Here is a 23678-nt window from a genome sequence, read left to right as displayed (position 1 = left end):
ATACCCTACGGCGTTTGCGTTTCACTATTTTGTATCAGCAATAACAGCTCGGCAGTGGCGGTTGCGTCGGCCAATGCGCGGTGATGGCTGGTTAAATTTAAATCAAAATGCGCACTAAGGTTACCAAGCGAATACGACTTTAAGCCTTTAAACGCTTTGCGCGATTCAACCACGGTGCACATTTTTGGCATTTTAAAAAAGTGCCCTGCCATCTCGCACTCTTTTTTAATAAAGCCGTAGTCAAAATTAACGTTATGGGCTACAAAAATACTGCCTGCGAGTTTATCTAATAGCGGCTTAACTATATCGACAAATACAGGCGCGTTGTAAACCATACTGTCGCTAATACCGGTTAATGACGTAATAAAGCCAGGTATATGGCGCTCGGGGTTAACTAAGCTTGTCCAAGTATCAATGACTTTACCGTGCTGCACTTTAACAATGCCAATTTCGGTAATTCGGTTGCCGCCTTTTAAGCCGCCCGTGGTTTCTATATCAACTACGCTGTAAACACGGTTTGGGTCTACAAACCACTTAACTGCGGCAATATGTACCGTAAAGCCCACATTTTTTAAATTATCTATGGTGGTTAATTGGTTGCGCCTAAGCTTATCGCCTGGGGCTTTTACCTCTTCAAAGTGTACTTGGCCATTATTAATGACCATTAAATCGGGGTAACCGTCTTTTAGCTGTAAATAATGTTTACTCATGGCTGCTAAGTGCGCAATTAGTGCCTCAAGTGGGCTGTTTAAAATAAGCGCTTCTAGTGGCTCTAATAAATTGCTGCGCCATCTAAATAAGCCATTGGGCTGATCAAAGTATTGCGCTGCATTTTTGCATACTAAATTAAGCAATGCTTGCGACGTTTGGCACTTTGCTAAGCGCTCATTTATCTGTATTTGCTGCGCTTCATAAAAATTACCAAGCCTTAATACTTGCGGATAAATATCAAACTCATTGCATGGCGGATAAGGCGACTCCACAAATAGCTCATGCCAAAATACCAAACCAAACAAACTTTGCCAAAGCGTGTTTTCGGTATTAAATACCTGCATACCTTGGCGAGTATAATAATCGTTTACGCCCTGCTCTACTTCACCTCGGTACAGTTCATCTATTTCTAGCACGCACTGAGTATCGGCAAGCATGGCACTTAAACGAGAACGTGTTTTTTTATTAAACTTACGCATTAAAAAATCGTCAGCAAAATACAGTAAATCATCAGTGAGCGGGTTTTCGATAATGGCTTCTAATCGAGCTTTTACCCACTCTTTATTGCCAAGCCTGTATTGCTCTCTTATTTGAATTTCTTGTGCTTCGCTATCATCCGCGCACCCTTCTAGTAAGCTAAAAGCAAGTTCGCTATCAACTGCTTTTAGCTGCCTATAAAGCCTAACTAATAATTTATTTTTTAATGCAACGGCTATTGCACCATGTGCAGCTTGCACTAAAACCTGTGACGCTAAAGCAACATAGTCGCTCTCATCTGTTATATTTTTAAATGCTAACCGGTAACGGTTTAATAAATAGTTTGATTGCGCTTCGTCAAGTGTTTCAAAGCGTGACAAGCTCTCACTGTGCCCTTCGCGTGTAGCGGTTAAGCCTAAGTCTCGCATTACAAAACGATTTTGATGATTCACATCTCCACTGCTTAGTTTGCCTGCAAATAAAAACTCAAAATACTCGTAGTAATCACTGCGGTTATTAATTACATACTGGCTATAAAGTGGCGCAAGCTCTTGTGGGCATGCTTTAAAAAACTCACGCGCAATATCCACCAGCGCGCCTTTACCGGCGCTCTTTTTAAAGCTTATTTGCTCGTCGTAATTACTTAGCAACTCAACCAAAGAAGGTTTGGTTAAGTGCGCTAAAAGCTGCGAATAATGCTGCTCGTTTGGCTCAAATAAAATATCGGCTTTTTTAAGCGTATAAATAGCCTGATGCGGTGATGTTATTTCTTCATAATTAAGCGATTGCGCCTGCACCAAATAAGGCTTTCGCGAGTACACACGCGCCAACATGCACTGGCTTTGTTCATCTAGCTGGTTAATTTTACTAATAAATTCACTATGTTTAGGCTCAAGTAAATGCATACATTTACTAGTTACAAACTCAATAAGCTCTCTAAAATGCGCTAAATAGTATTTTGCTGGTAATTCTTTTTTCATAATATCGCCATAACTGTATATAAAAACAGTATCTAGTATTTATGCTTATTATTCAATCTTAAACTTGTAATCGGTAATGCTTATAGTTGCCATATCAAAATAATGTAGAGTCAATAAGCACTAAATGTAAAAAGCGACATATTACAAGCCATACAACAAAAACAAACCATTGCCATACATTGCAAAGGTGGCACCTGCGGCACAGGGTTGGTCGCTGCACTTATTTTAAACTCGACAGGTTACACATAAGAAGAGGTATACAACCTAGTACAAGGCATTCGCCCTAAAGCACTCACTATAGAGCTGTAAAAAGAGTACTTTGAGAGTTTTAGTCGGTAATAAAAAAGCTAGCGTAAAACAGCAAAGCTACTAATAGTTAAACGCCCATTAACTGGGTCGCAGGCATAACCATTAGACGCGTTTATATTACCGGAATGCAATAAGTTACTTGGGTATATAACTGCGCGATTTAGCTTTGCCTCTACTCTGTAAACTTGCTCAAACAAAGTTGTACTTCCATTTATATATTGTGGATTTTTATGAAGCTTTTGCGCCATGGCTTGTTGCTTAATAGCTTGTCTATAAAGCATAAGCCGCTCTTTTGTTATACGTTCATACCCTAAGGATTTATGCTTATAAAATGAAGTGCCACCATGAGTTTCATCACATAAAAAGTGCACCATAGCAAGTTGATTCATATTAGGTGTATCAAAATGAGGGAGCATTTGTATTGGCCTGAGCTTATCAGGCTCAGTGCATGCAATTGAAAAAGCAGAAAGAATTACATCAAACTCGCTTTTATCCGCCATATCAAAGTGCGAATTAATAATTGGCGCAAGCGCTTTTAACCGCTCGATATAACTAAGCGGTGCGGCTTTTCTTACTCCTGGGTAAAAATCACTTTCTTGTGCGCAAAACGATTCTCTAGCACTTTGAGAAAACACAGCAAAATTAATAAGCGCATCTACATTATTTACAAAATCATCAATAACAATAATTGGGGTTTTCTCTTCCCCTACAGTATGTATGTGTAACGCCGTATTTTCGTTTAGTTTAAAATCAATCATCGGCTAAATTAAGCACTGCATTTTTACGCTCTATCAATGGGTATATTTGGCCAAGTGAGGTTATAACAGTATAAATAGCGGGTAATAAAGCGCTTTGATGTAAAAGCGTAATTTGATCACTATTAAGTTGTGCGAGTCTTTCTTGGTTAATAATGTATAGGCCGTTTAACTTTATTTTTTGACTGTTCTGAAACGTTACCTCAAGCGATAATGGCTGCAGTAACTCATACTGTAACAAGGTATCAATTAACTTTTTATTGTCTATTTCGCCTTGTAATAAATGCCCTAAACACTGCTTTATTTGTTTGAAATAGCTACTTTCTTCTGCGCTTTGGGTATAAATTGGTTCTAAATTATTCTGGCTTTGCGCTCGATTATTAACGACTGCTGGGCTATTTAAATTAATACACACAGGGTATTGAGTTTGCTGCGCATGAGTATCACCAACAAAAAATGGCTGACGCTGTAATTGAAGCGGTAAATACACGCCCTGCCACTGCGAGTTCTGATAAAACAAGTTCTCATGTTGCTCAAAGCCTAATAAAGCATTGAGTGTAAACTCCCCTGTTTCTGAGTTTTTTGCAAAAACTATAGGCTGCTGAACGGCAATTTGATTAAGTTCCGCCATAACAACAGGAATCATATTAATGTTTTCAGCGTGTGATTGTGCTTTTTGTGTGTCTATTTTTATATGCTGATGAGCACTTTGCTCTAATGCGACTAAATTTTCCATGCGTGTCTCTTTATTGTTTTTATGTGTAAATTTTTAAGCTAAATAGTGCTAAAGCCATGATTCTTAATTTTATTTAACAATTCTCGGTTACTAGGTAAGTTAGTGACTGCTTGGTTTATCATGCTTTTATTTTTATCAAACTGACTTTTAGCAAAAGCAGTGTCTTTAAGCATATAGGCAGTTGTGCTGTAGTCACTTTTAAAGCCCATACCATATAAAACATATTGATAACTCGCCGCTGGAAACACCTCATTGTTACTTGTAAAGTCGTGGTCAGCAGGGGCGCGGTATTGCCATAATTTCATTAGATCTTGTAGGCTTTGAGGAATCGTTTTTGGGTTTCTGTTATCGCTCCAAAATGCGTTATCGTCACGGGTTGATAAAATATAGTGTAGCTTTAAAAAGTCGATTATTTTCCCCCACCTATAACTAAACGTCTCATTAAAGCGCTTGGCGGTAATATCCATAATATCGCGGGTGTGGGGGAGTTGTTCGCTGATCATTTGCGCTGACATTTCTACTAATACCAATGCAGAAGCTTCAAGCGGTTCCAAAAAGCCAGCCGAAAGCCCAACTGCAACACAGTTGTTTTGCCAAAAGTGTGAGCGATGACCACTTTTAATAGGGATTTTTCTGATGGTGAGCGAATCAATTTTATCGCCTACATATTCTTTGAGTTTTTCTCTGGCTCGCGCTTCTGTACTATATTTACTCGAATATACGTAACCTACACCACGGCGGTGCTGTAAACCTATATCCCAAATCCAACCCGCTTCTTGCGCTGTTGAAATTGTGTGAGACGCAATGCTCTCATCTTCATTCTCATAAGGGACTTGCACTGCTAAGGCGGTATCAATAAACAGCACGTCATCGCAGGGCTTAAAGGGAACCTTGTAATGCTCGCCTAATAACAATGATGAAAAGCCGGTGCAATCGACAAATAAATCACCGCTAATTTCACCTTGTTGTTTTGTGGTAACGCTTGCAATATCGCCATTTTTAGCACTATTGACCTGCGTTACATCGGCTAAAATATGTTTAACGCCAAGCTGCTGCGTACAGTGTTTTTGTAAAAAAACAGCAAATTTTGCAGAGTCTAAATGGTAGGCATAATTGGCTATAGCAGCATATTCTGGTGTACAAATTGTTTTAGGGGCAAGTCCTTGCTCACAAATAGCTTCTTGATAACACACTGCGTTTGAAAAAGAAGTTAACTCAGCTGTGTTATTTAACCAATGCCCTGCCATATCAGTTTTTGAAAAGCCCTGCGGCAGAACTAATGGGTGATAATAAAAATCATCATCGCTGCCATCCACCCATTTGGCAAATTTTGCACCTTGCTTAAAGCTTGCCTCACACTCGCGTATAAAATCGGTTTCGCTAATACCAAGTGCTATTAATGTACTGCGCATGGTGGGCCAAGTGCCTTCACCAACACCTATAATTGGTACATTTGGTGATTCAACTAGCACAACATTAAGACCATCGGGCGTATTACTCTTATGATGTGCCGCTAATCGACCTGCTGTTAGCCAGCCCGCTATACCGCCACCAACGACAACCACTGTTTTTATTTTTTTATTTTGCTGGTTCATACTTGTTACCTATAAAGGCATATTTAAAAAGTGGCTATTACTAAATGTAAAAGCCACTTTTATTATTTAAGTTAGAAACTACCACGAACACCTAACGCAAAACGTCGCCCGCTATCTTCAACCATTAGTAATTGATTAGAAAAGCGACCACGTTTGTGTACGTATTCTTCGGTTAAGTTTATACCTTCAAAGAACACCGATACATTTTCGGTAATATCATAGCTTCCACTGGCATCGAGTTGTGCATAGTCTTCCACTATAGTGACACCATCACCATTTAACTGCGTAAGCGACTGTACAAAACTGTCACGCCAGTTATAAGCTAAACGCGCCTGAAATGGCCCATTTTCATAAAAACCAACCACATTGTAAGAATCGCTTAAACCCGTTAATGCAAATACCTGCGTTATATCTGCTGGGTCTAATTCTGCATCACTATCAACAAACGTTGCATTAACCATAAAGCCAAAGCCACTATCAAAGCTATGCTGTAGAGCCAGCTCCCAGCCGTCAACAATTGCCGACTCGCTATTATTTGGTAACGTATTGGTAAACACGGCTGTAGAGTCGGCAGCATCAGAGTTATCTACATCATTGCCTGTAGAAGGGTCTGTAAGTAACCCACCACCAGCAAGCTCGAACGTTAAGTCTTCAGTGGTGTTTATAATGAAGTTAGCAACGTTTTTTCTAAAGTAACCAGCTGATAAGTAACTTGCGTCGGCGTAGTACCACTCTAGTGATAAATCTAAGTTATCTGAGGTAAATGGTTCAAGTGCAGGATTACCTGAGCTTGATGTTAAGTTGCCACCTTGGCGAGTAGTTTCGATAACAGTCACTGGCGACATACTATCGAGCGTTGGGCGCGTTATCGTTTGTGATACGGCAGCACGGGCTATCAAATCGTCATTAATTTCAAGCTTTACACTAAAGTTAGGCAAAATAGCTTCGTAATCTGAGCTTGATGAAATATTTTTTACTGCACCAAAGTTAGCCAACATCTCGGTTTTATCTAAAATAGTTAGCGCGCTAACTGGCTCATCTGTGCCTTTTACTTTTACATCGGTACTTTCATATCTAAACCCAGCAGATGCGTATAATGGCATGCCTGCAAGCTCGGCCTCAAAATCAAATTCAGTATAGAATGAAAAAGTATCTTCGGTGATTTCAAACGATTTGTTACGCTTAACAGCATCAAAGCTGATAACTTGCCCGTTTGCAGCTGCAATTTGCTCTAGGTATGCAAAGTTAGCTTCCCCGTCGTGTGCTAGCCATGATGTCGGCATACGTCCGCTACCACTTACATCGCCTAAAAAGTCATCTCCAGCATCAAATACAAACTGCGCTAAGCCGTCCATGCTCGGAGCATCTGGGTAACCACAAAAAGTACAATGAATACCAACGCCTTCGTTATCCCAACGATCTAGGTTCTTAGTTTCAGTTGAGTACATGGCACCAAATTTAACCGCGATTAACCCCGATGTACCTTCGTTATTCCATACACTATCCCAGCGAAATTGATCAACAGTATCCTCAACAGCCCAACCACGGCGGAGCATTACATGTGCTCGGCTATTTGCTGTATCTAAATGATTAGACACTCCATCAGGCGTTACCCCTGGATCGTAAGCCACACCATTCAGTTCTTGTTGGCCACTGTAAATATTAGGGTTAGCTGAGGCAAATTCACTGGCGTAAGGCAAAATGCCACCGTCTACTTCAAAGCGCACTCGGTTAGCATAGCCAATCAACGATAGCTGATCGCCACCGCCATTATTAGCCTCACGCTCGGCTTTTGAGTGGCTCAAATCAAACTTCATATTTAAGTTATCGTTTACATGCCAATCAAAGTTTAAACCTAATGCGCTAGAGTTGGTTAAACGATCAAACTTTTTAGCGTGCATATCGGTGGCAAGGCCTACCTCTTGATATAAATCAACCACAGTGCCATTTTCATCAACAGTTGGGCCTGCTGCATCACCAAAGCCTTCTAAGTTTGGTGCTGTAAACCAGTGCCCGTATGAAGTTGTATCGGCCTCTACATCAAAATCGGAGTAAAGTGCGTCAGCAGTAATCACTAAATCATCTGATGGGGCATACTGAATAACTAAGTTGGCATTAGTTCGTGTGCGTGTTTCTGTAGTAACTTTGTGATCGTAATTGCGTGGCGAAAATATATTACCACTGTAAGCTTGCCCACTTTGAGTTTGCGGGTTTGAAACACCGACGTTTTCGAGCCATCCATCTACTTGAGCTTGGTTTAAGCGTGTTTCGCGTTCTTGACGAGACACAGCAAACAACAAACCCAGTGTGTCATCATTAAATGTATTACTAATTAACCCTGAAATTTCTGGTGTGGTTTCTTCGCTATTTTCATCGTAAATACCTTTAACACTACCCGCTATTTTAAAGCCACTAATCGCAAATGGACGTGCCGTATTAACGTTTACTGTTGAGCCAATACCACCAGATTGCATAGTGGCCGTTGAGGTTTTAAATACATCTAGGCTTTTAACCAATTCTGATGCAATGGTATCAAAGCTAAATGCACGGCTTTGATTCTCTGATGCCATTTGGCGTCCGTTTACTAGTACAGTATTAAACTGCGGGCCAAAACCACGCACCGTAATAAGCTGCCCTTCGCCGCCTGAACGGTCTATTGAAACCCCAGTAATACGTTGCAAAGACTCGGCTAAGTTTGTATCAGGAAATTTACCAATGTCTTCCGCTGAAATGGAATCAACCACGCCACCGGCTTCTCTTTTTGCATCCATGGCTCGACCAAGCGAGCCTCTAATTCCGCGTACTTCTATTATTTCTGGATCTTGTACTGCTGTTTCTGCAACTGCAGGAAGGGTTGCCATTGTGCTTAATACAGCTAGTACAGCACTCGACACGCCATTTTTTTTATAGTTAGCCATGTTGTCAGTTCTCTCGAAGCTAGGGTCTATTAAAATAGAAATTTGCCCATCTTCGCTAACTTGCATTTGCAAGCCGGTACTGTCGAGTAAAATCTGTAATGCATTTATTATTGAATACTCGCCAGTAATAGTATTTGTTTGTAACTGTTGAATTTTATCCAACGGAAAAAGCAAAGTAATATCGGCTTGCTCGGCAAAGTTTATTAGCGATAAATCGGCCCTTTGTCGAGGAATGTTAAACATTGCTTTTTCGTCCACCGAGCTCGCTTTCACCTCTGTGGTGACTAAGCTAAAAACAAGCACATATAGCGGTAAACAAAGTGGCAAATGTATACATTCCATGCGTATAGTTTTTGGCCATACACAGAATGAAGACGAGTGACTTTTTATTTTCCTCCATAAATATTTTTTATTTTTTTCAAATAATTTATTTTTTTGACTAGCCATACTTATTATTACTAAACCTTTATTATTTTTTGGTGTGCAAAAAAAATGTTGTGGGGTTTCAACTAAAAAAGTTAAATATATTTTTATATTAATTAATTGGTTATATGAACACGTATAATTATAGAGCTAGCCTATACGTGTTAATAATTTGAAAAACTGTAGTACACTTGGTATTCAAATTACAAGCTTTTAACAACAAGGATTGATAGTGCCTGCAATTTTACAAATAGAAAAACAATTTATTTTAAAATTGAGTAGCGGATTTTTTATTACCAATCGTCTTAAGCTGTAATGGCAAAACAATAACAACAATTGCCAAAACCACACACACACGAGACACACACTCAATGACAAAAGACACACTATTTTATAAGGCTTATCTGGCCTCGCGCAAAGGTCTCTCAAATGTAGTGGCACGCATAGTACCTCCACATGAAATTGAAGACATTGTGCAAGAAACTTACGTGCGAATTTGTCAAATAAAAAACACTGAAAACATTAGCTCACCAAAATCTTTTATTTATAAAACGGCGCGTAACCTAGCGCTCGATTATCAAAAGCAAGCCAATATACGACTAGTCGATAGTATCGACAACATGGAAGCATTAGAGCAACTCTTAGCAGAACATCAGAAAGACGAAATGTACGAAAATGCGCTAACCGATTGCGAATTTTCAAATTTTTGTGAAGCTGTCAGGCTTTTGCCTGTTCAATGCCGTAAAGTGTTTGTATTAAAAAAAGTGTATGGTTATTCGCAGCGAGAAATTGCTGCTCAATTAAACCTTAGTGAAAGTACCGTGGAAAAACATATAGCAACCGGCGTAAAACGTTGTACGCAGTTTATGCGTCAATCTGAAAAAAGTGTGTATGGCAAACCGAACTCTTCTTCACAAAAAAGTGCTGGAGGTAGTCATGAGTAATGTCCACCATATAAGCGAACGAAATAATAAGGCCGTCGAAGACGCACGCCTTGATTGTGCTAGTGAATGGCTTGCCAAGCTCGATAGAGGTTTAACTAAACCCGAAAAAGACGCATTGCAGCTATGGTTAGCTCAGTCATATAAAAACGTCGAAGTATTGCTTGAAGTTGCACACCTATGGGACAAGATGGGTGAACTTAGCCGCTTATCTGATCTATTCCCGCAATCACAATCTAGACAAAAACGCCTCCCTGTGTGGTTAGGTGCAACGGCCGCTTCTGTTTTATTGGCTGTTGCACTTAGCTTTTTTCAAGAAGCATTTAATTTTTCATTTTTTTATCCCGTTAATCAGTCAGCTGTTGTCGCTAAGCAACTTAACTTTCAAACGGGTGTAGGTGAAAGCAAAGACATAATTTTGCCAGATAAAAGTGAAATCACATTAAATACTAATAGCTTTGTACAAATAAGATATACCCGAGACTCTCGAGTAATTAACTTACTGCGGGGCGAGATACATATAAATGTGGCGCATGATAAGACACGGCCTTTAAGTGTTATTGCTGGTGATAAAGTTATTCAGGCAGTAGGCACTGCGTTTAATGTTGAAGTGGGTAAAAAACAAATAGAGTTAATAGTCACTGATGGCAAAGTGCTTGTTGCCGAACAAACTAGTTCGCAACCATCAAACCTCCAAAAAAATGGAACAAATAAGCTTGGTAAATATTTATCAAATAACTCTACAGCAGTTTCTAAAGGTGAAAAGCTCGATTTAAGTTTCAAAGGTAAAATAGCTAAGCACGTTGAAAAAGTAGACCCTATAGATGTAGCGGCTAGTCTTTCTTGGCGTAAAGGAAGCCTTATTTTTAGAGGCGAATCTCTTGCCGATGCCATGGCCGAGATTAGTCGATATACGAATATAGACTTTGAGCTTTCTGATGATGAGCGTTTAACAAGGGTACAAGTCGCTGGTATGTTTAAAACAGGCGATGTTAAGGGCTTATTAGAAGTATTAAATAATAATTTTAATATTAGTTATGAAAGAATTAGCCCAGATAAAATTCGTTTAAATTACGCAGATCCAAGCGCTTCAATATAGTACAGTACACAATAATAAAAATCAGGACACACAATCATGACATCATCTTTATCGCCGAGGAATAATAGCTCGGCGCACACATCAAACACGTGCTCACTTTTTTACGTAATTTTTATCTCTGCCGTTGCTGCTATTGGTGGCTTTTTATTTGGTTTTGACTCGGGCGTTATTAACGGCACGGTGTCGGCACTCGGTAATGCATTTAATTCAAGCAGTGTAGCTACGGGCTTTAATGTAGCGTCTGTGTTACTAGGGTGCGCCCTAGGTGCGCTGGCTGCGGGGCCGCTGGCTGATAAGTTTGGTCGCCGTGCAATTATGATCATCACCGCGATTATTTTTGCCATTAGTGCATTTGGTTCGGGCATTAGCGAAAGCTCTGCGGAGTTTATTTTTTACCGTTTATTTGGTGGTTTAGGTATTGGTGCTGCATCGGTATTAGCGCCAGCTTATATTGCAGAAGTTGCGCCACCAGCACTACGTGGTCGTTTAGCTACATTGCAACAACTCGCTATTGTATTGGGTTTATTTGCTGCTTTTTTAAGTAACTACTTAATTGCTGATGCAGCAGGCAGCGCGCAAAATATTTTAATGCTTGATATAGCCGCTTGGCGCTGGATGTTTTGGGCTGAGCTTGTGCCTGCTGTACTGTTTTTAGTGGGTGTTTTGTTTATTCCTGAGTCGCCTCGTTATTTAGTGGCGCAAGGTAAAGTAGGCGATGCAAAAGCGGTATTTAGTAAAATATCGAACGACAATGTTGATGCGCAAATAAGCGATGTAAAACGCTCATTGCACAGCGATACAAATCCAAGTATTCGTGATTTATTTATTGATGGCAGTAAAAAAGTACACCCAATTGTTTGGGTGGGTGTGGCGCTGAGTGTGTTTCAGCAATTTGTGGGTATTAACGTGGTGTTTTATTACGGCTCTGAGCTTTGGCAGGCCGCTGGGTTTGATGAATCGCAATCGCTATTTATAAATGTGCTCGCAGGTACTACTAATATTGTATCGACCTTTATTGCCATTGCCCTAGTTGACAAAGTTGGCCGTAAACCACTGTTGCTTGTAGGCAGTATTGGTATGTTTATCAGCTTAAGCGCGCTTACTTATATATTTGGCAGTGCAGGCCTTGATGAAGCAGGCAAACTTGCCCTTAGCGATAACATGGGTACTTTTGCGCTTATTATGGCTAACTTATTTGTGGTATTTTTTGGCTTAAGTTGGGGCCCAATTGTATGGGTATTATTGGGCGAAATGTTTAATAACCGTATTCGTGGTGCTGCCCTTGCCGTTGCTGCTAGTGCGCAGTGGATTGCTAACTTTGCAATTACCATGACCTTCCCTATTATGCTGGCTAACATTGGACTTGCAGGCGCTTATGGCTTTTATGCGTTATCGGCACTTATAAGCATATTTTTTGTTGTTAAATACATTAAAGAAACACGCGGTAAAACGCTCGAATCTATGTAATTTTTAAAAGCGGTGATATTAATCGCCGCTTTGCTTTTACATACCATGGCGTTATTTAAGAGTGATTGTTTGGATGAGCTAAACATTAACTAATAAATATATTTTAAACTGCTGTTGATACGTAAACCCTCCTTTTACCTGCACACTTTTAATACCAAAGTGTATAGCTACCGATTGCATACTTAAATATCGCTATAACTCAATACGTTAGCGAACCTTTTAACTTAAGCTAAGATTGAATAGCAATCTACGCTCATTTATTTTAGCTTTATAACTATTGCCGTATTACCTTTTATTATAACTAATCTATTTAAATTCCTTTTTAGAATATCAAAAATTAGCTATTGTCCGCCCATTCCAACTTTATGTATTTACTAAAATGAAAAAACAGTTAATTTCAGGTTTAGCTTTAACGTGTACGTTAGGTTCGTTCAGTGCATTTGCTACTAATGGTTATTTTACTCACGGCTATGGCATGACCCACAAAGGTATGGCTGGCGCAGGTGTAGCGCTGTCAGAAGAATTAATGTCTGGCGCTAATAATCCAGCAACCTTTTTACCTAATGGAACAGAGCTATCTCTGGGCTTAGAGCTTTTTTCACCTGAACGAAAATATACTGCATCAAAAGTAGATACTTTTTACCCTGGCGCATTTTATCTTGAAGCAAAAACACAAAAAAGCGACAACACTGTATTTGCAATTCCAGAGTTTGCTATTGGCCATCAATTAAATGAAAAAGTAAATATTGGCTTATTAGTGTATGGCAACGGCGGTATGAATACCGAGTACGGCGCAGAATCCTCTCCTGAGGGGACTTTTTACGCTGGTACGACGGGCGTTGATTTAAAACAACTCTTTATTAGCCCAACAGTAAGCTATAAGTTGAATGAACAAACACGCCTTGGTGTATCCCCTATTTACGTGGTGCAACAGTTTGAAGCGCAAGGGCTTGGAAACTTTGCTCCTTTTTCGCAATCACCAGAAGCGCTTACAAATAATGGCACCGATACAAGCACAGGCCTAGGCATTCAACTGGGTATTAGCCAAGATATAAATTCGTCATTAAGCTGGGGGGCAAGTTACCGCTCATCAGTGTCTATGCAAGAGTTTGATAGCTATAAAGGTTTATTTGCAGAGCAAGGCGGATTTGATCTGCCAAGTTCGTTTCAACTTGGCGCAGCCTACAAGCTTACCCCAAGTAATCAGGTTGTATTTGATTGGCAAAAAATAAATTACAGCGAAGTAAAAAGTATTGCAAATCCAGTCAATAACTTGATGTCAGCGCCTTTAGGAGCTAACGCCGGCGCTGGGTTTGGCTGGAACGATATGACTATTTATAAGCTTGGCTATCAGTGGCAGCGTACATCGCAACAAAAAATTCGTTTTGGGGTGTCTTACACCGAGCAGCCTATTCCTTCTTCTCAAGTTATATTAAATATTTTAGCCCCGGGTGTTCAAGAGTGGCATTTTACTACTGGCTTTAGCCATTCTTTTACCAACAAGGTACAATTAAACGCTATGGCTTTTTATTCGCCAGCAAAAAAAGTAACGGGTGCTAACTACTTAGCGCCTAATCAACAATTATCAATCGAAATGAAACAAACCGGTTTAGGCGTTTCTATTGTTTGGGAAATTTAAAAATGATAACAGAATTCACCCCAGTATCGGCTGCAATAGGCGGTGCATTAATAGGTATAGCGTGTACGTTATTACTGGTTTTATACGGAAAAATTGCGGGTATATCAGGCATTGTTAAATCTGTATTCGCTAAAGCAAATTCAGACTCTCGTTGGCAGTTATACTTTATTTTAGGGTTGTTGTTGGCAGGAGTCGCTGTAAGGGTATTTGCGCCATCTTTATTAGAAGGCGAATTGCAATTACCGCCTTGGCTTATTGTTGTTGCAGGGCTTTTAGTTGGCGCTGGTACAACTTTAGCTAATGGGTGCACAAGTGGCCATGGTGTGTGCGGCATGTCGCGCTTTTCTGCTCGCTCTTGGGTTGCAACATGCACATTTATGCTTGTCGCCTTCATTACAGCAAACCTTGTAGGATAAATAATGAAAGCAATTATGATGGTTGTTATAGGCTTTATATTTGGCTTAGGACTTATTATTAGCGGGATGACAAACCCCGCTAAAGTGATTAACTTTCTTACCTATGGAAACCAATGGGACGCAAGCTTAATTATAGTGATGGCTGTTGCCATGCTAATAATGATGTTTACATGGTTATGGGTTGCAAAAAAAGAAAAGCCACTTATTTCAGGAACGTTTAATTTAAGTAATTTAAAAAATATTGATGCGCGCTTAATTATCGGCTCAGTACTTTTTGGTTTAGGCTGGGGTTTAAGTGGTATATGCCCAGGGCCTGGTTTGGTTCAATTGGTGTCTCTTAAAATGGAGTTTTTATTATTTTTTGCAGCCGTACTAGGCGGTATGTGGTTAGCCAAAAAAGTATAATATTTGCTGCCGACTAAACTCGGCAGCTACTTTACCCAAACAAAGGTACATAACTTGCTGCAATATATAAAACTATATTGAACAGGTTTAAGTTATGCTAAATAAAGCGCTGGAATTTTCTAACAGCACACCTTGGTTAAGCGCAGCGTCCTCCTTTTTACTTATAGCTATACTACTGTTTTTAATTCGTTTTTTTGTAATGTACTGGCTAAAAAAATGGACTTCAAAAACCAAATTTATATTCGATACTTTACTAATAGAGTCAATATCTAAGCCGCTAACACTGTGCACAATTATTGTGCTACTCACCATTTTAGAGCACGACACCTTCATTATTAGTACTTCTATTTCTCAGCAGATCCCTTTTAATAGCATTAATATTGTATTAGCGCTGCTTGCACTTATTATGTTTTTAGACCGCTTTATTATTGGCACTATTAATTACTATGGTAAACAATCAGCCGTGGTTTTTAATTCAAAAAGCATAATTAAAGGCGTGATACGCGTTACATTATCGTCAGTGGGATTACTGGTATTAATGGGCACGCTAGGTATTTCTATTACGCCTATTATTGCCTCGTTAGGTATTACGTCTCTGGCTGTTGCTCTTGCTTTGCAACCTACCCTCGAAAACTTTTTTTCTGGCGTGCAGCTAGTAATAGATAAACCTATGAGGGTGGGTGATTTTATTGAGCTTGAATCTAAGGAGCAAGGCTTTGTAGATCATATAGGCTGGCGATCTACATGGGTTAAAATGCTACCTAACAATATGATTATTATACCTAATAGCCAATTATCTAAATCGCGTATTATTAATTACTTTTACCCTGAAAAAGAGCTAAGCGTACCTGTTGATATAAGTGTGCATTACGATTCAGATTTAGAGTTTGTTGAGCAAGTAACACTTGAAGTGGCTCGCGAAATACTTATTTCACACGAATGGGGCGTTGATGATTACAATACCTTTGTGGTTTTTCATACCTTTGATAGATCAAGCATTAACTTTACGGTAATGCTTAGAGCTAAAGAATACTTTAATCGCTTTTGGGTTAAATCTGCTTTTATAAAAGCCCTGCATAAACGCTATAAAAAAGAAGGTATTGTAATCCCCTTCCCTATTACGGCTATTAACACTACTCAAGAAGGCGCTAAATTTAATAGTGATAAAAAGGTGCAAGGCGATACTTAAAACAAAGCGCGAGTGACTCTCGCGCTAATAAGTATTAAAACTTGTAGGTTATTTGCCCAATAATTTCACGAGGGCTGCCAGGAAAGTGACCGTTTCGCTCACTAAATCCACTAACCGCGTATTCTTTATCAAACAGGTTATTAATATTTACACTCAGTAATACGTCGTCAAAGCGACTCGTCCAGCTCATATCAAATACGGTAAATGGTTTTACTTTTTGACCACTTGTACTAAGTTGCTCACTTACGTAATTTGCACCAAAGGCAATTGATGAGTCAATTGAATCAATTGCGTAGCGAGTCCATAAACCTGCCTGGTGGCGTGGTGCATTAGCAAAGCGCGAACCATCTCCAAATGTATTTGAAAGCGTATCACCCGTTACGCCGTCTACCACTTGCGTATCGTTGTATGCGTAGTTAGCCGTTACGGTCCAGTGCGCTGATAAATCGCCGACTAAAGTTGTTTCAAATCCTCGGCTTTCTACTTCACCTATATTTAAAAGTGCAGCAATTCCATCCCCCGCTCCCGTATCGTCAGGGTTGCTCATTACCACGTTTTCTTTATTAATTTGGTAAATTGCAAAGGTGCTCATTATTTTGCCGTCGAGCCATTGGTTTTTCATACCCAGCTCGGTTTGCTTGCCGGTTTCTGGTTCTAAATTACCTTCGCCTTCTACATCTTCTTGGTCGGCTGACGATGTAGGGTTAAAGCTCTCTGAGTAATTAATATATACCGATGTGTTTTCTACTGGTTGATAAGTAACAGCAACGCGCGGCGTTATGTCGTTATCTGAGTAACTAAAACCAGTTTCTTGATTAAACTCTTTAAAATGGTCATAGCGTAGGCCTGCAATTATTGTCCACTGCTCGCCTATGCTAATTACGTCTTGCGCATACACACCAAATCGGTCGGTATCAACGCCATCGCGGTTCATGTCGGTGAGGTTATAAGTACTTGGATCGGTTTCACCGTAGTTTAAATTAAAAATATTTAAATTAGCGACGCCATCGGCCTCATATCGGGCACGTAAGTAGTCATATTCGGTATCAACGGTGTGGTAATCACCACCAAATAAAAACTGATGGGTTAATTGTCCTTGTCCAAAGTTATAAACAAAGTCGGTGGTTATACTTGCTTCTTTATTAGCGCGATATTGCTTGCGGTATTCACGCTTAATCGTTTCGTCGTCAATATTGGCAATGCCATCGCCGTTTACATCTACCCAACTTTGCGACTCATGGTAGCCTTGATCGCGTTCGTTATCCATGTAACGCAGTGTGCTACTTACAGAAAAATCATCACTAAAGTAATGACTTATCTCGGCTTGAAGTACCAAAGCTTCCATATTTTGATAATCAAACGACTCATTGGCGTTATAACTTGGGTCAACTAAAAAGTTACCGTTGTCATCTACCGGTACGCCACGTAGGCGGTTACCGCCTAGGTCTTGTTTTATGTAGTCAACACTTGTGGTTAGGGTTGTTGAATCACTTAAATCAAATAACAATCCACCCGTCAGCTCGATGTTTTTTGAGTCAGCATTGTTTCGAAAGCTATCTTGCTCCTCATAGTAACCACCCAATCTATAAGCCATTGTATCGCTTAAACCACCGGTCATATCGAGTGATGCACCTCGGGTATTGTAGTTACCCAGAGTAAGCTTTAGTTCGCGTTTTTGTGTGTAGCTTGGCTTTTTGGTTACGTAATTAATCATCCCACCAGGTTCGCCACCGCCATACAAAGCAGAGGCTGGCCCTTTTAATACTTCAACACGTTCAACATTAAATAACTGCGGTACACCAAAGCCCGAATATGGGTCGCCACGCACACCATCGTAAAATACATTTGCGTCATCTCTAAAACCACGAAAAGTTACGCCTGAGTAGCTATATTCACTCACTCCCGCAATAGATCGGTACAAATCGGTAATGTCACGCGCTGCTTGGTCAATAATAAGTTGCTCGGTTAATACCTGCGCAGATTGCGGAAGCTTAATAAGATCTAAATTAGTTTTAGTCCCAATTTTACTTTCGGTCTCTAAGTAAAATTGCTGGGCACGGCCAGTTACTTCAATAGTTTCAATGTCGTCGTTTTGTTGTGAAAAAGCTATATTAGAAAAAACAGATAAAGACGCAGCAATACTTAATGCCAAATAATTAGGGTTAAACATGATAATTCCTGGGAGAAGTGTAGATAGCCAACAAGCTAAATGATAACTCTTATCATTTTTATAATCAACACAGGAGCGGGTTTAATACATCTAAATATTAGAACTAATATTACTCAAAACAGAGCGCTAGCCCTTTTATTGCAGTTAAAATAAAACCCCTACTGTATTAAATACAGTAGGGGTTATTAAGTAATTCTTAAATTAGTTTTAGCGTGTAATTTACCCAGCAATATTGCTAATTTGAATTACTGGAGACACGTTAGTAAAGTTAACTAAATCAGCGGCTATTGCCTCTTGATGAGGTGCAAAGGCTTGCTGAAAAGATTCTACCGATTCAAACACTAAATGCCCCATAGCAATATAAGTTGGCGCTTCGCCCGGTGCGCCACCTGCTAAACCTGCATCTGCACTACTTGATATAAGCGCTTTACCAACTAACTCTGCAACTAAGGGTAAATGTGTTTTACAGTAGTAGTCCATATCGAAAGTAGCACTTTCATTATTTGGGTATAATACGCTTACTTTAATCATTACATTCTCTCTTTTATTTACTAAAAAATTTAAAGCGTCTTTTGAAACAGTATGAATCATACATAAGTAAAAAAACGCATAAGTGAGCAGTCGCTCAATTATGTAGTATTCATACTCATAGCGCCAGTAATTTGATTGCAGTGCTTATTTTAATTAAGGTGACACTTCGCTAATTTACTTAAGTGCGGGTCGTTTTTTAAAAGGTTTGGGCGGTAAAGACTCTACAAAGTTAACGCACGTATTTACCCAATATGCTAAATCAGAATCAGACTCAAAACCTTCAGGCAAAATATAAACCAAGCCCTTAACTGGTTTTACTGTAGGTCGCTCTTCTAATCCTCTATCAAACGCCATTTAGTACCTATATTTTTAATAAGCACATTACACACTTAATAACGGTAATAGCACTTAAACCTAAGTGAATAAAATAATAAAAGGTAGTTGGGAAAGGTATGCAAAGAGTAGGTATAAAATTATTTTGGACTTACAGTTTATACCAAACCGCACTAATCAAAGCTGATTGAGCTGACACTAGTGCGGTTCAAAAGTAAGTATAAAGCTAATTAATTCAATTTTAATAAACCAAAATGCTTATGCAGAAAGTTGCACTGGAGCATCTGTTACAGATACTTTTTTCATGCTGCCTTGTTGTTCAAGGCGAATATGCCAACTAAATGCTTCTTCAAGTAAATGAGGGGTATGCCCACCACGCTCACAAGCGCGATTGTAGTAATCTAACATATCGTCACGGTAATCTGGGTGCACACAATGCTTAATGACTTGTATCGCTCGCTCACGCGGCGCTAAACCGCGTAAATCAGCTAAGCCTTGCTCGGTTACTAAAATATCAACATCGTGTTCGTTATGATCAACATGACTGGCCATAGGCACTACGCTTGAAATAGCCCCATCTTTAGCAATCGACTTAGTCACAAATATAGCTAAATGAGCATTACGAGCAAAATCACCCGAGCCACCAATACCATTCATCATCCGTGTGCCACAAACATGTGTTGAATTTACGTTGCCATACATATCAAACTCAAGTGCAGTGTTTATTGCAATAATACCTAAACGGCGCACTATTTCAGGGTGGTTCGAAATTTCTTGAGGGCGTAACACTAGCTTGTCTTTGTATTTTTCTAAATTATTAAATACTTGCGCGTTACAACGCTCAGACAACACAATTGAACTGCCTGATGCAAAGCTCATCTTACCTGCATCAATTAAGTCAAACGTCGAATCTTGCAGTACCTCTGAATACATTGTTAAATCTTTAAAGTCAGAGTCGAGTAGCCCCATCATCACTGCATTAGCAATGTTACCAATGCCTGCTTGTAGCGGGCCTAAATTAGCTGGCAATTTATTTTGAGCCACTTCATCTTTAAAAAAGTTAACTAAATGGCGCGCAATAGCGGCGGTGTCTTCATCAGGGTCGGTAACGGTAGAAAACGAGTCGCTTTGGTTAGTAAAAACAATACCAACAATTTTTGCAGGATCGATAGGAATAGCAGTGCTACCAATTCTATCATCTACTTTAACTAACGGCATTGGTTGGCGAGTAGGACGATACGAAGGGATGTATATATCGTGCAAACCTTCAAGATTCGGGTTATGCAGCATATTAATTTCAACAATGACTTCTTTGGCAAAAATAGCAAAACTGGCTGAGTTACCAACCGATGTAGTTGGCACAATATGCCCTTCTTCGGTAATAGCGACTGCTTCAATAACAGCTACATCAGGCATGGTTAATTGATGATTTCGTAGATGCTCAACCGTTTCAGATAAATGCTGATCAATAAACATTACTTCACCGTTATTAATCGCTTTACGTAAAGTGCTATCTACTTGAAAAGGCATACGACGCGCTAAAATGCCCGCTTCTGTTAATAGCTTGTCGAGATCATTACCTAAAGATGCGCCAGTCATTAAATTTATTTTTATTGGATTTTTTTTGACTTGCTCAATTAACGCTCTGGGTACTGCTTTAGCTTCTCCGGCACGAGTGAAGCCACTCATCCCTACAGTCATTCCATCTTTAATAAATTGGCTTGCTTGTTCTGCCGGCATCACCTTGTCATGCAGGTTACTATTGCGAATACGTTCCAAGTGCATACTGAGCTCCTCTCTAAATTTGACATTATTCTAATCCTAACTTCGTACTACACAATCTAGACTTAAGTCGTATTTACGAATCGAGGATGAGCAACATGTTTAAAAGGGAGGTTAATTTACTTTTAATTAATACTATCATGTAGTTATTAGTAATATTTTTAACAAAAATGACATAACAATCTATAAAGTAATTTATAAAGTAATCTATAAATAAATAGTATTATTTAATAAGAGGAATTATTTTTGAGGAATTAAGTTTATTAGTTCAAACACCCAAATGAGGAATTTGGGTGGCAGTCTTACCAGCCACATCTCGGCACACACGTCACAAACTGTGGCTGCTCCCTTCCGGGCCTGACCAGGTTCGCCTGCTAGTGTTGCGAGAGGACCAATAAGACTACCATTGAGGGCCTTGGTTGGCGCGGGAGGGATTATCTCTACTTTTGCTCTGTTATTCAAGGGATAATCTAAAAAGAAAGTGCGATTGCATACTTCATATACAATCGCGGCGTATTTAGCTATTTTAGTGCGTATTAATTGTTCTCTAACTGCGCTTTTATATTACGTAATGCTGCTTTTACTTTTTTCATGTTTTCTGGACCCATACGTAAAAGCTGTTTTTGTGCATCTGGTAATTGCTCCCACTCCGAAAACGCATACTGGTACGTTACTGAATCACGAAGTAACGGCAAGTCACCTTCAGGCTCTGGCGTATCAAGTAATAAATCGATTGCATCGGTTAGCGTTTGATTAAACTCGTCATCGCCGTAACCAATTTCACTGTATGCATTATTAATAAGTGGCTTGTACTCTTCGTACATGCGAACGGCTTGCGCTGCACTCATACTGGTAAATATTTTCACATACGGTGTATAACGCTCGTAGCTGTTAGGGTTAATAGTTAAGATATCACCTTCATTCACGCTAAATTTTTCTTCTGGCTGTACAACAGGCATGTGCTTTTTAGCTATTTTTCCTTTTGCTAAGTTATCTACATATACCACACCGCGACGAATAACATCGTCGGTCACCATTAAGCTCATTACTGAGTCGCTTAGGTACTCGTCCATTTTAGCAACAACAACTGCATCACTTTCGTTAAGCGTTGGTAGTGGCTCTACTTCAGGCATAGGCTCACTTGGGCTTTGTGCTGGTACTTCAAGCTCGGCTGGTTTTTCTGGCTTTACAGATGGCGCACCTACCACTGGGTCGTTCTCGGGTTTAAGCTCCATCATAGGTTGTTCTTTAACTGTGGGCTCTACCTTAGTGCGTGTTGCTTGCTCGTCACTGGGTGTTAGCAATACGAAGGCGGCCGCACATGCTACGACTATTAAAATAATAACGGCGAAAAGAATATTGTTATTAGGTGGACGTTTTTGAACATCTGATGCTTCTGGTTTATCTGACATACGAACTCCATAAAAATTAAAATGCGATATCACTTAGAGTACGCTAAGTGGATTAAATTCATTCTTACACAAATACTATGACATTTTATAATACGACAATTATAGCAAAGTAAGTTACCTACTAAATTGGGTGATTAAATAATGTAATAAGTATTAGGGCAGTTATCCTTTGATTCTTCTAGCTTAAAGACTTACAGTTAATAAATAAAGTAAAGACGTAGAACAGTTTAACCACCAATATGAAAATCAAGCAAGTTGATCCACAAAAACCTAAAATTGCCTTATTACTCACAGGTGGTGGCGCACGTGCTGCTTATCAAGTGGGTGTCCTTAAAGCGCTAGCTCATAGTATGCCTCGTACCGCTCCATTGCCATTTAGAGTAATAAATGGCACCTCTGCTGGGGCTATTAACTCAGCTGCGTTAGCATGTTACGCCTCCTGTGCGCATTTGGCTGTACGAAAGCTTGAATCAGTTTGGAAAAACTTTTCAACCTCTATGGTCTATAAAAGTGATTTTTTAAGCGTATTTGGTCATATTGCGCGTAATATTTTAACGAGCTTTCAGTCAGAACATATTAACCATCCACCAGCGAGCTTGCTAAACAACCGCCCTCTGCGTGGTTTATTAAACGAAATTTTAGATTTACACCGCATTGAGCGCAATTTACATCGTAATTATTTAGATGCGCTGTCTATTACGGCCTCAAGTTATACAACGGGCGACTCTGTTGCATTTTTTCAATCTAATACGCAAACATCGTGGCAGCGTGCTAAACGCGAAGGCCGTGCAACTCGTATTAATGTTGAGCACTTAATGGCATCGAGTGCCATCCCTATGGTGTTTCCCAGTGTAAATATTTATAACCATTACTTTGGGGATGGCTCTATACATCAACTTTCTCCGCTGAGTCCGTCGATTCATTTAGGCGCTGAAAAAATATTTATTATTGGGGTCGACCAACCCAAAGAATTACACCCACCGGGTTACTCGCCACATTATCCGGGTCTATCTGCTGTTGCAGGGCATTTACTCGACAGTGTATTTACCGACACTATGCAATCGGATTTGGAGCGTTTAGCTCGTGTTAACCGAACATTAGGGCTATTACCCGCTCGCGACAAACATCAAGAACTTAAACAAATAGATACCTTTGTCATTAACCCTTCGCAAAACTTTAATGCCATTGCAGCTCAGTATTACGACGATATGCCATGGGCCATTAAAGTATTGCTACGTACCATAGGTGTTAAAAAGCATTCGCAATCGAGTTTAACCAGTTACCTATTGTTTGAAAAACGCTACACCCAGCATTTAATGCAAATTGGCTATGAAGACGGTATGGCGCAGTTGCCTAAGATGCGTGAATTTTTAGAGTTAGATTAATCTAA

General features: G+C 39.7%; 18 protein-coding genes, 1 other RNA gene and 1 pseudogene. 9 read left to right on the top strand and 11 right to left on the bottom strand.

Annotated elements, in window-relative coordinates:
* Positions 1-5: 5 nt before the first annotated feature.
* Entirely contained in the window at positions 6-2168 is a 2163-nt protein-coding gene (locus tag AAEY62_RS09975; RefSeq protein ID WP_350634889.1) for an exonuclease domain-containing protein, read from the bottom strand.
* Between the two features lie 129 nt (positions 2169-2297).
* Here AAEY62_RS09975 and AAEY62_RS09970 point away from each other — a divergent pair.
* A pseudogene (locus AAEY62_RS09970) lies at positions 2298-2477 on the top strand (protein phosphatase); the annotation flags it as partial.
* Positions 2478-2515: 38 nt separating this feature from the next.
* Here AAEY62_RS09970 and AAEY62_RS09965 read toward each other — a convergent pair.
* The 4 genes from AAEY62_RS09965 to AAEY62_RS09950 all read right to left on the bottom strand — a co-directional run bounded on the left by AAEY62_RS09965 (position 2516) and on the right by AAEY62_RS09950 (position 8928).
* The gene (locus tag AAEY62_RS09965; RefSeq protein ID WP_024590763.1) at positions 2516-3235 is read right to left on the bottom strand and encodes a DUF6445 family protein; all 720 of its coding nucleotides are present in this window, start codon (positions 3233-3235) and stop codon (positions 2516-2518) included.
* The gene (locus tag AAEY62_RS09960; protein WP_024608640.1) at positions 3228-3968 is read right to left on the bottom strand and encodes a SapC family protein; all 741 of its coding nucleotides are present in this window, start codon (positions 3966-3968) and stop codon (positions 3228-3230) included. Before AAEY62_RS09960 ends, AAEY62_RS09965 begins: the two co-directional genes overlap by 8 nt.
* 38 nt (positions 3969-4006) lie before the next feature.
* The gene (locus AAEY62_RS09955; RefSeq protein ID WP_350634888.1) at positions 4007-5563 is read right to left on the bottom strand and encodes a tryptophan halogenase family protein; all 1557 of its coding nucleotides are present in this window, start codon (positions 5561-5563) and stop codon (positions 4007-4009) included.
* A 71-nt stretch (positions 5564-5634) separates the two neighbouring features.
* Complete coding sequence (locus AAEY62_RS09950; protein WP_350634887.1) at positions 5635-8928, bottom strand: TonB-dependent receptor; 3294 nt, start codon at positions 8926-8928, stop codon at positions 5635-5637.
* Between the two features lie 347 nt (positions 8929-9275).
* Here AAEY62_RS09950 and AAEY62_RS09945 point away from each other — a divergent pair, with 347 nt between their 5' ends.
* The 7 genes from AAEY62_RS09945 (at position 9276) to AAEY62_RS09915 (ending at position 16060) form a co-directional block, all read left to right on the top strand.
* The gene (locus AAEY62_RS09945) at positions 9276-9848 is read left to right on the top strand and encodes an RNA polymerase sigma factor (protein ID WP_024590760.1); all 573 of its coding nucleotides are present in this window, start codon (positions 9276-9278) and stop codon (positions 9846-9848) included.
* Positions 9841-10944, top strand: a complete 1104-nt coding sequence (locus AAEY62_RS09940) for a FecR family protein (protein ID WP_101164372.1) — start codon at positions 9841-9843, stop codon at positions 10942-10944. The genes AAEY62_RS09945 and AAEY62_RS09940 overlap by 8 nt, the downstream gene beginning before the upstream one ends.
* A gap of 36 nt (positions 10945-10980) precedes the next feature.
* Complete coding sequence (locus AAEY62_RS09935) at positions 10981-12411, top strand: sugar porter family MFS transporter (protein ID WP_350634886.1); 1431 nt, start codon at positions 10981-10983, stop codon at positions 12409-12411.
* Positions 12412-12790: 379 nt separating this feature from the next.
* Positions 12791-14050, top strand: a complete 1260-nt coding sequence (locus tag AAEY62_RS09930; RefSeq protein ID WP_350634885.1) for an OmpP1/FadL family transporter — start codon at positions 12791-12793, stop codon at positions 14048-14050.
* Between the two features lie 2 nt (positions 14051-14052).
* A complete protein-coding gene (locus AAEY62_RS09925; protein ID WP_007584056.1) occupies positions 14053-14466 on the top strand; it encodes a YeeE/YedE family protein in 414 nt (137 codons plus the stop codon).
* 3 nt (positions 14467-14469) lie between these two features.
* Entirely contained in the window at positions 14470-14871 is a 402-nt protein-coding gene (locus tag AAEY62_RS09920) for a DUF6691 family protein (RefSeq protein WP_024608637.1), read from the top strand.
* Between the two features lie 94 nt (positions 14872-14965).
* Positions 14966-16060 (top strand): mechanosensitive ion channel family protein, encoded by a 1095-nt coding sequence (locus AAEY62_RS09915; protein ID WP_350634884.1) that lies wholly within the window; start codon positions 14966-14968, stop codon positions 16058-16060.
* 34 nt (positions 16061-16094) lie between these two features.
* Here AAEY62_RS09915 and AAEY62_RS09910 read toward each other — a convergent pair whose 3' ends face one another.
* The 6 genes from AAEY62_RS09910 to AAEY62_RS09885 all read right to left on the bottom strand — a co-directional run bounded on the left by AAEY62_RS09910 (position 16095) and on the right by AAEY62_RS09885 (position 22288).
* On the bottom strand, positions 16095-18230 hold the full coding sequence (locus tag AAEY62_RS09910; RefSeq protein ID WP_350634883.1) for a TonB-dependent siderophore receptor: 2136 nt from the start codon (positions 18228-18230) through the stop codon (positions 16095-16097).
* A 219-nt stretch (positions 18231-18449) separates the two neighbouring features.
* On the bottom strand, positions 18450-18761 hold the full coding sequence (locus AAEY62_RS09905) for an EthD family reductase (RefSeq protein WP_007584064.1): 312 nt from the start codon (positions 18759-18761) through the stop codon (positions 18450-18452).
* A gap of 174 nt (positions 18762-18935) precedes the next feature.
* Positions 18936-19115: a hypothetical protein gene (locus AAEY62_RS09900; RefSeq protein WP_350634882.1), complete on the bottom strand. Its 180-nt coding sequence runs from the start codon at positions 19113-19115 to the stop codon at positions 18936-18938.
* 237 nt (positions 19116-19352) lie between these two features.
* Entirely contained in the window at positions 19353-20879 is a 1527-nt protein-coding gene (gene scpC / locus AAEY62_RS09895) for a succinyl-CoA:acetate CoA-transferase ScpC (protein ID WP_350634881.1), read from the bottom strand.
* A gap of 297 nt (positions 20880-21176) precedes the next feature.
* Positions 21177-21273, bottom strand: an RNA gene (ffs, locus tag AAEY62_RS09890) — signal recognition particle sRNA small type.
* 139 nt (positions 21274-21412) lie between these two features.
* Positions 21413-22288 carry a DUF3014 domain-containing protein gene (locus AAEY62_RS09885; protein WP_350634880.1) on the bottom strand — a complete coding sequence of 292 codons (876 nt, stop codon included), beginning with the start codon at positions 22286-22288 and terminating at the stop codon, positions 21413-21415.
* A gap of 239 nt (positions 22289-22527) precedes the next feature.
* Here AAEY62_RS09885 and AAEY62_RS09880 point away from each other — a divergent pair, with 239 nt between their 5' ends.
* Positions 22528-23673, top strand: a complete 1146-nt coding sequence (locus AAEY62_RS09880; protein ID WP_007584072.1) for a patatin-like phospholipase family protein — start codon at positions 22528-22530, stop codon at positions 23671-23673.
* Positions 23674-23678: the final 5 nt, after the last annotated feature.

It is taken from the genome of Pseudoalteromonas sp. GW168-MNA-CIBAN-0100 (assembly GCF_040309225.1).
Classification (GTDB): domain Bacteria; phylum Pseudomonadota; class Gammaproteobacteria; order Enterobacterales; family Alteromonadaceae; genus Pseudoalteromonas; species Pseudoalteromonas arctica.
Note: the sequence above shows the minus strand (reverse complement) of the source record. Positions and strands in the feature narration are given on the sequence as shown.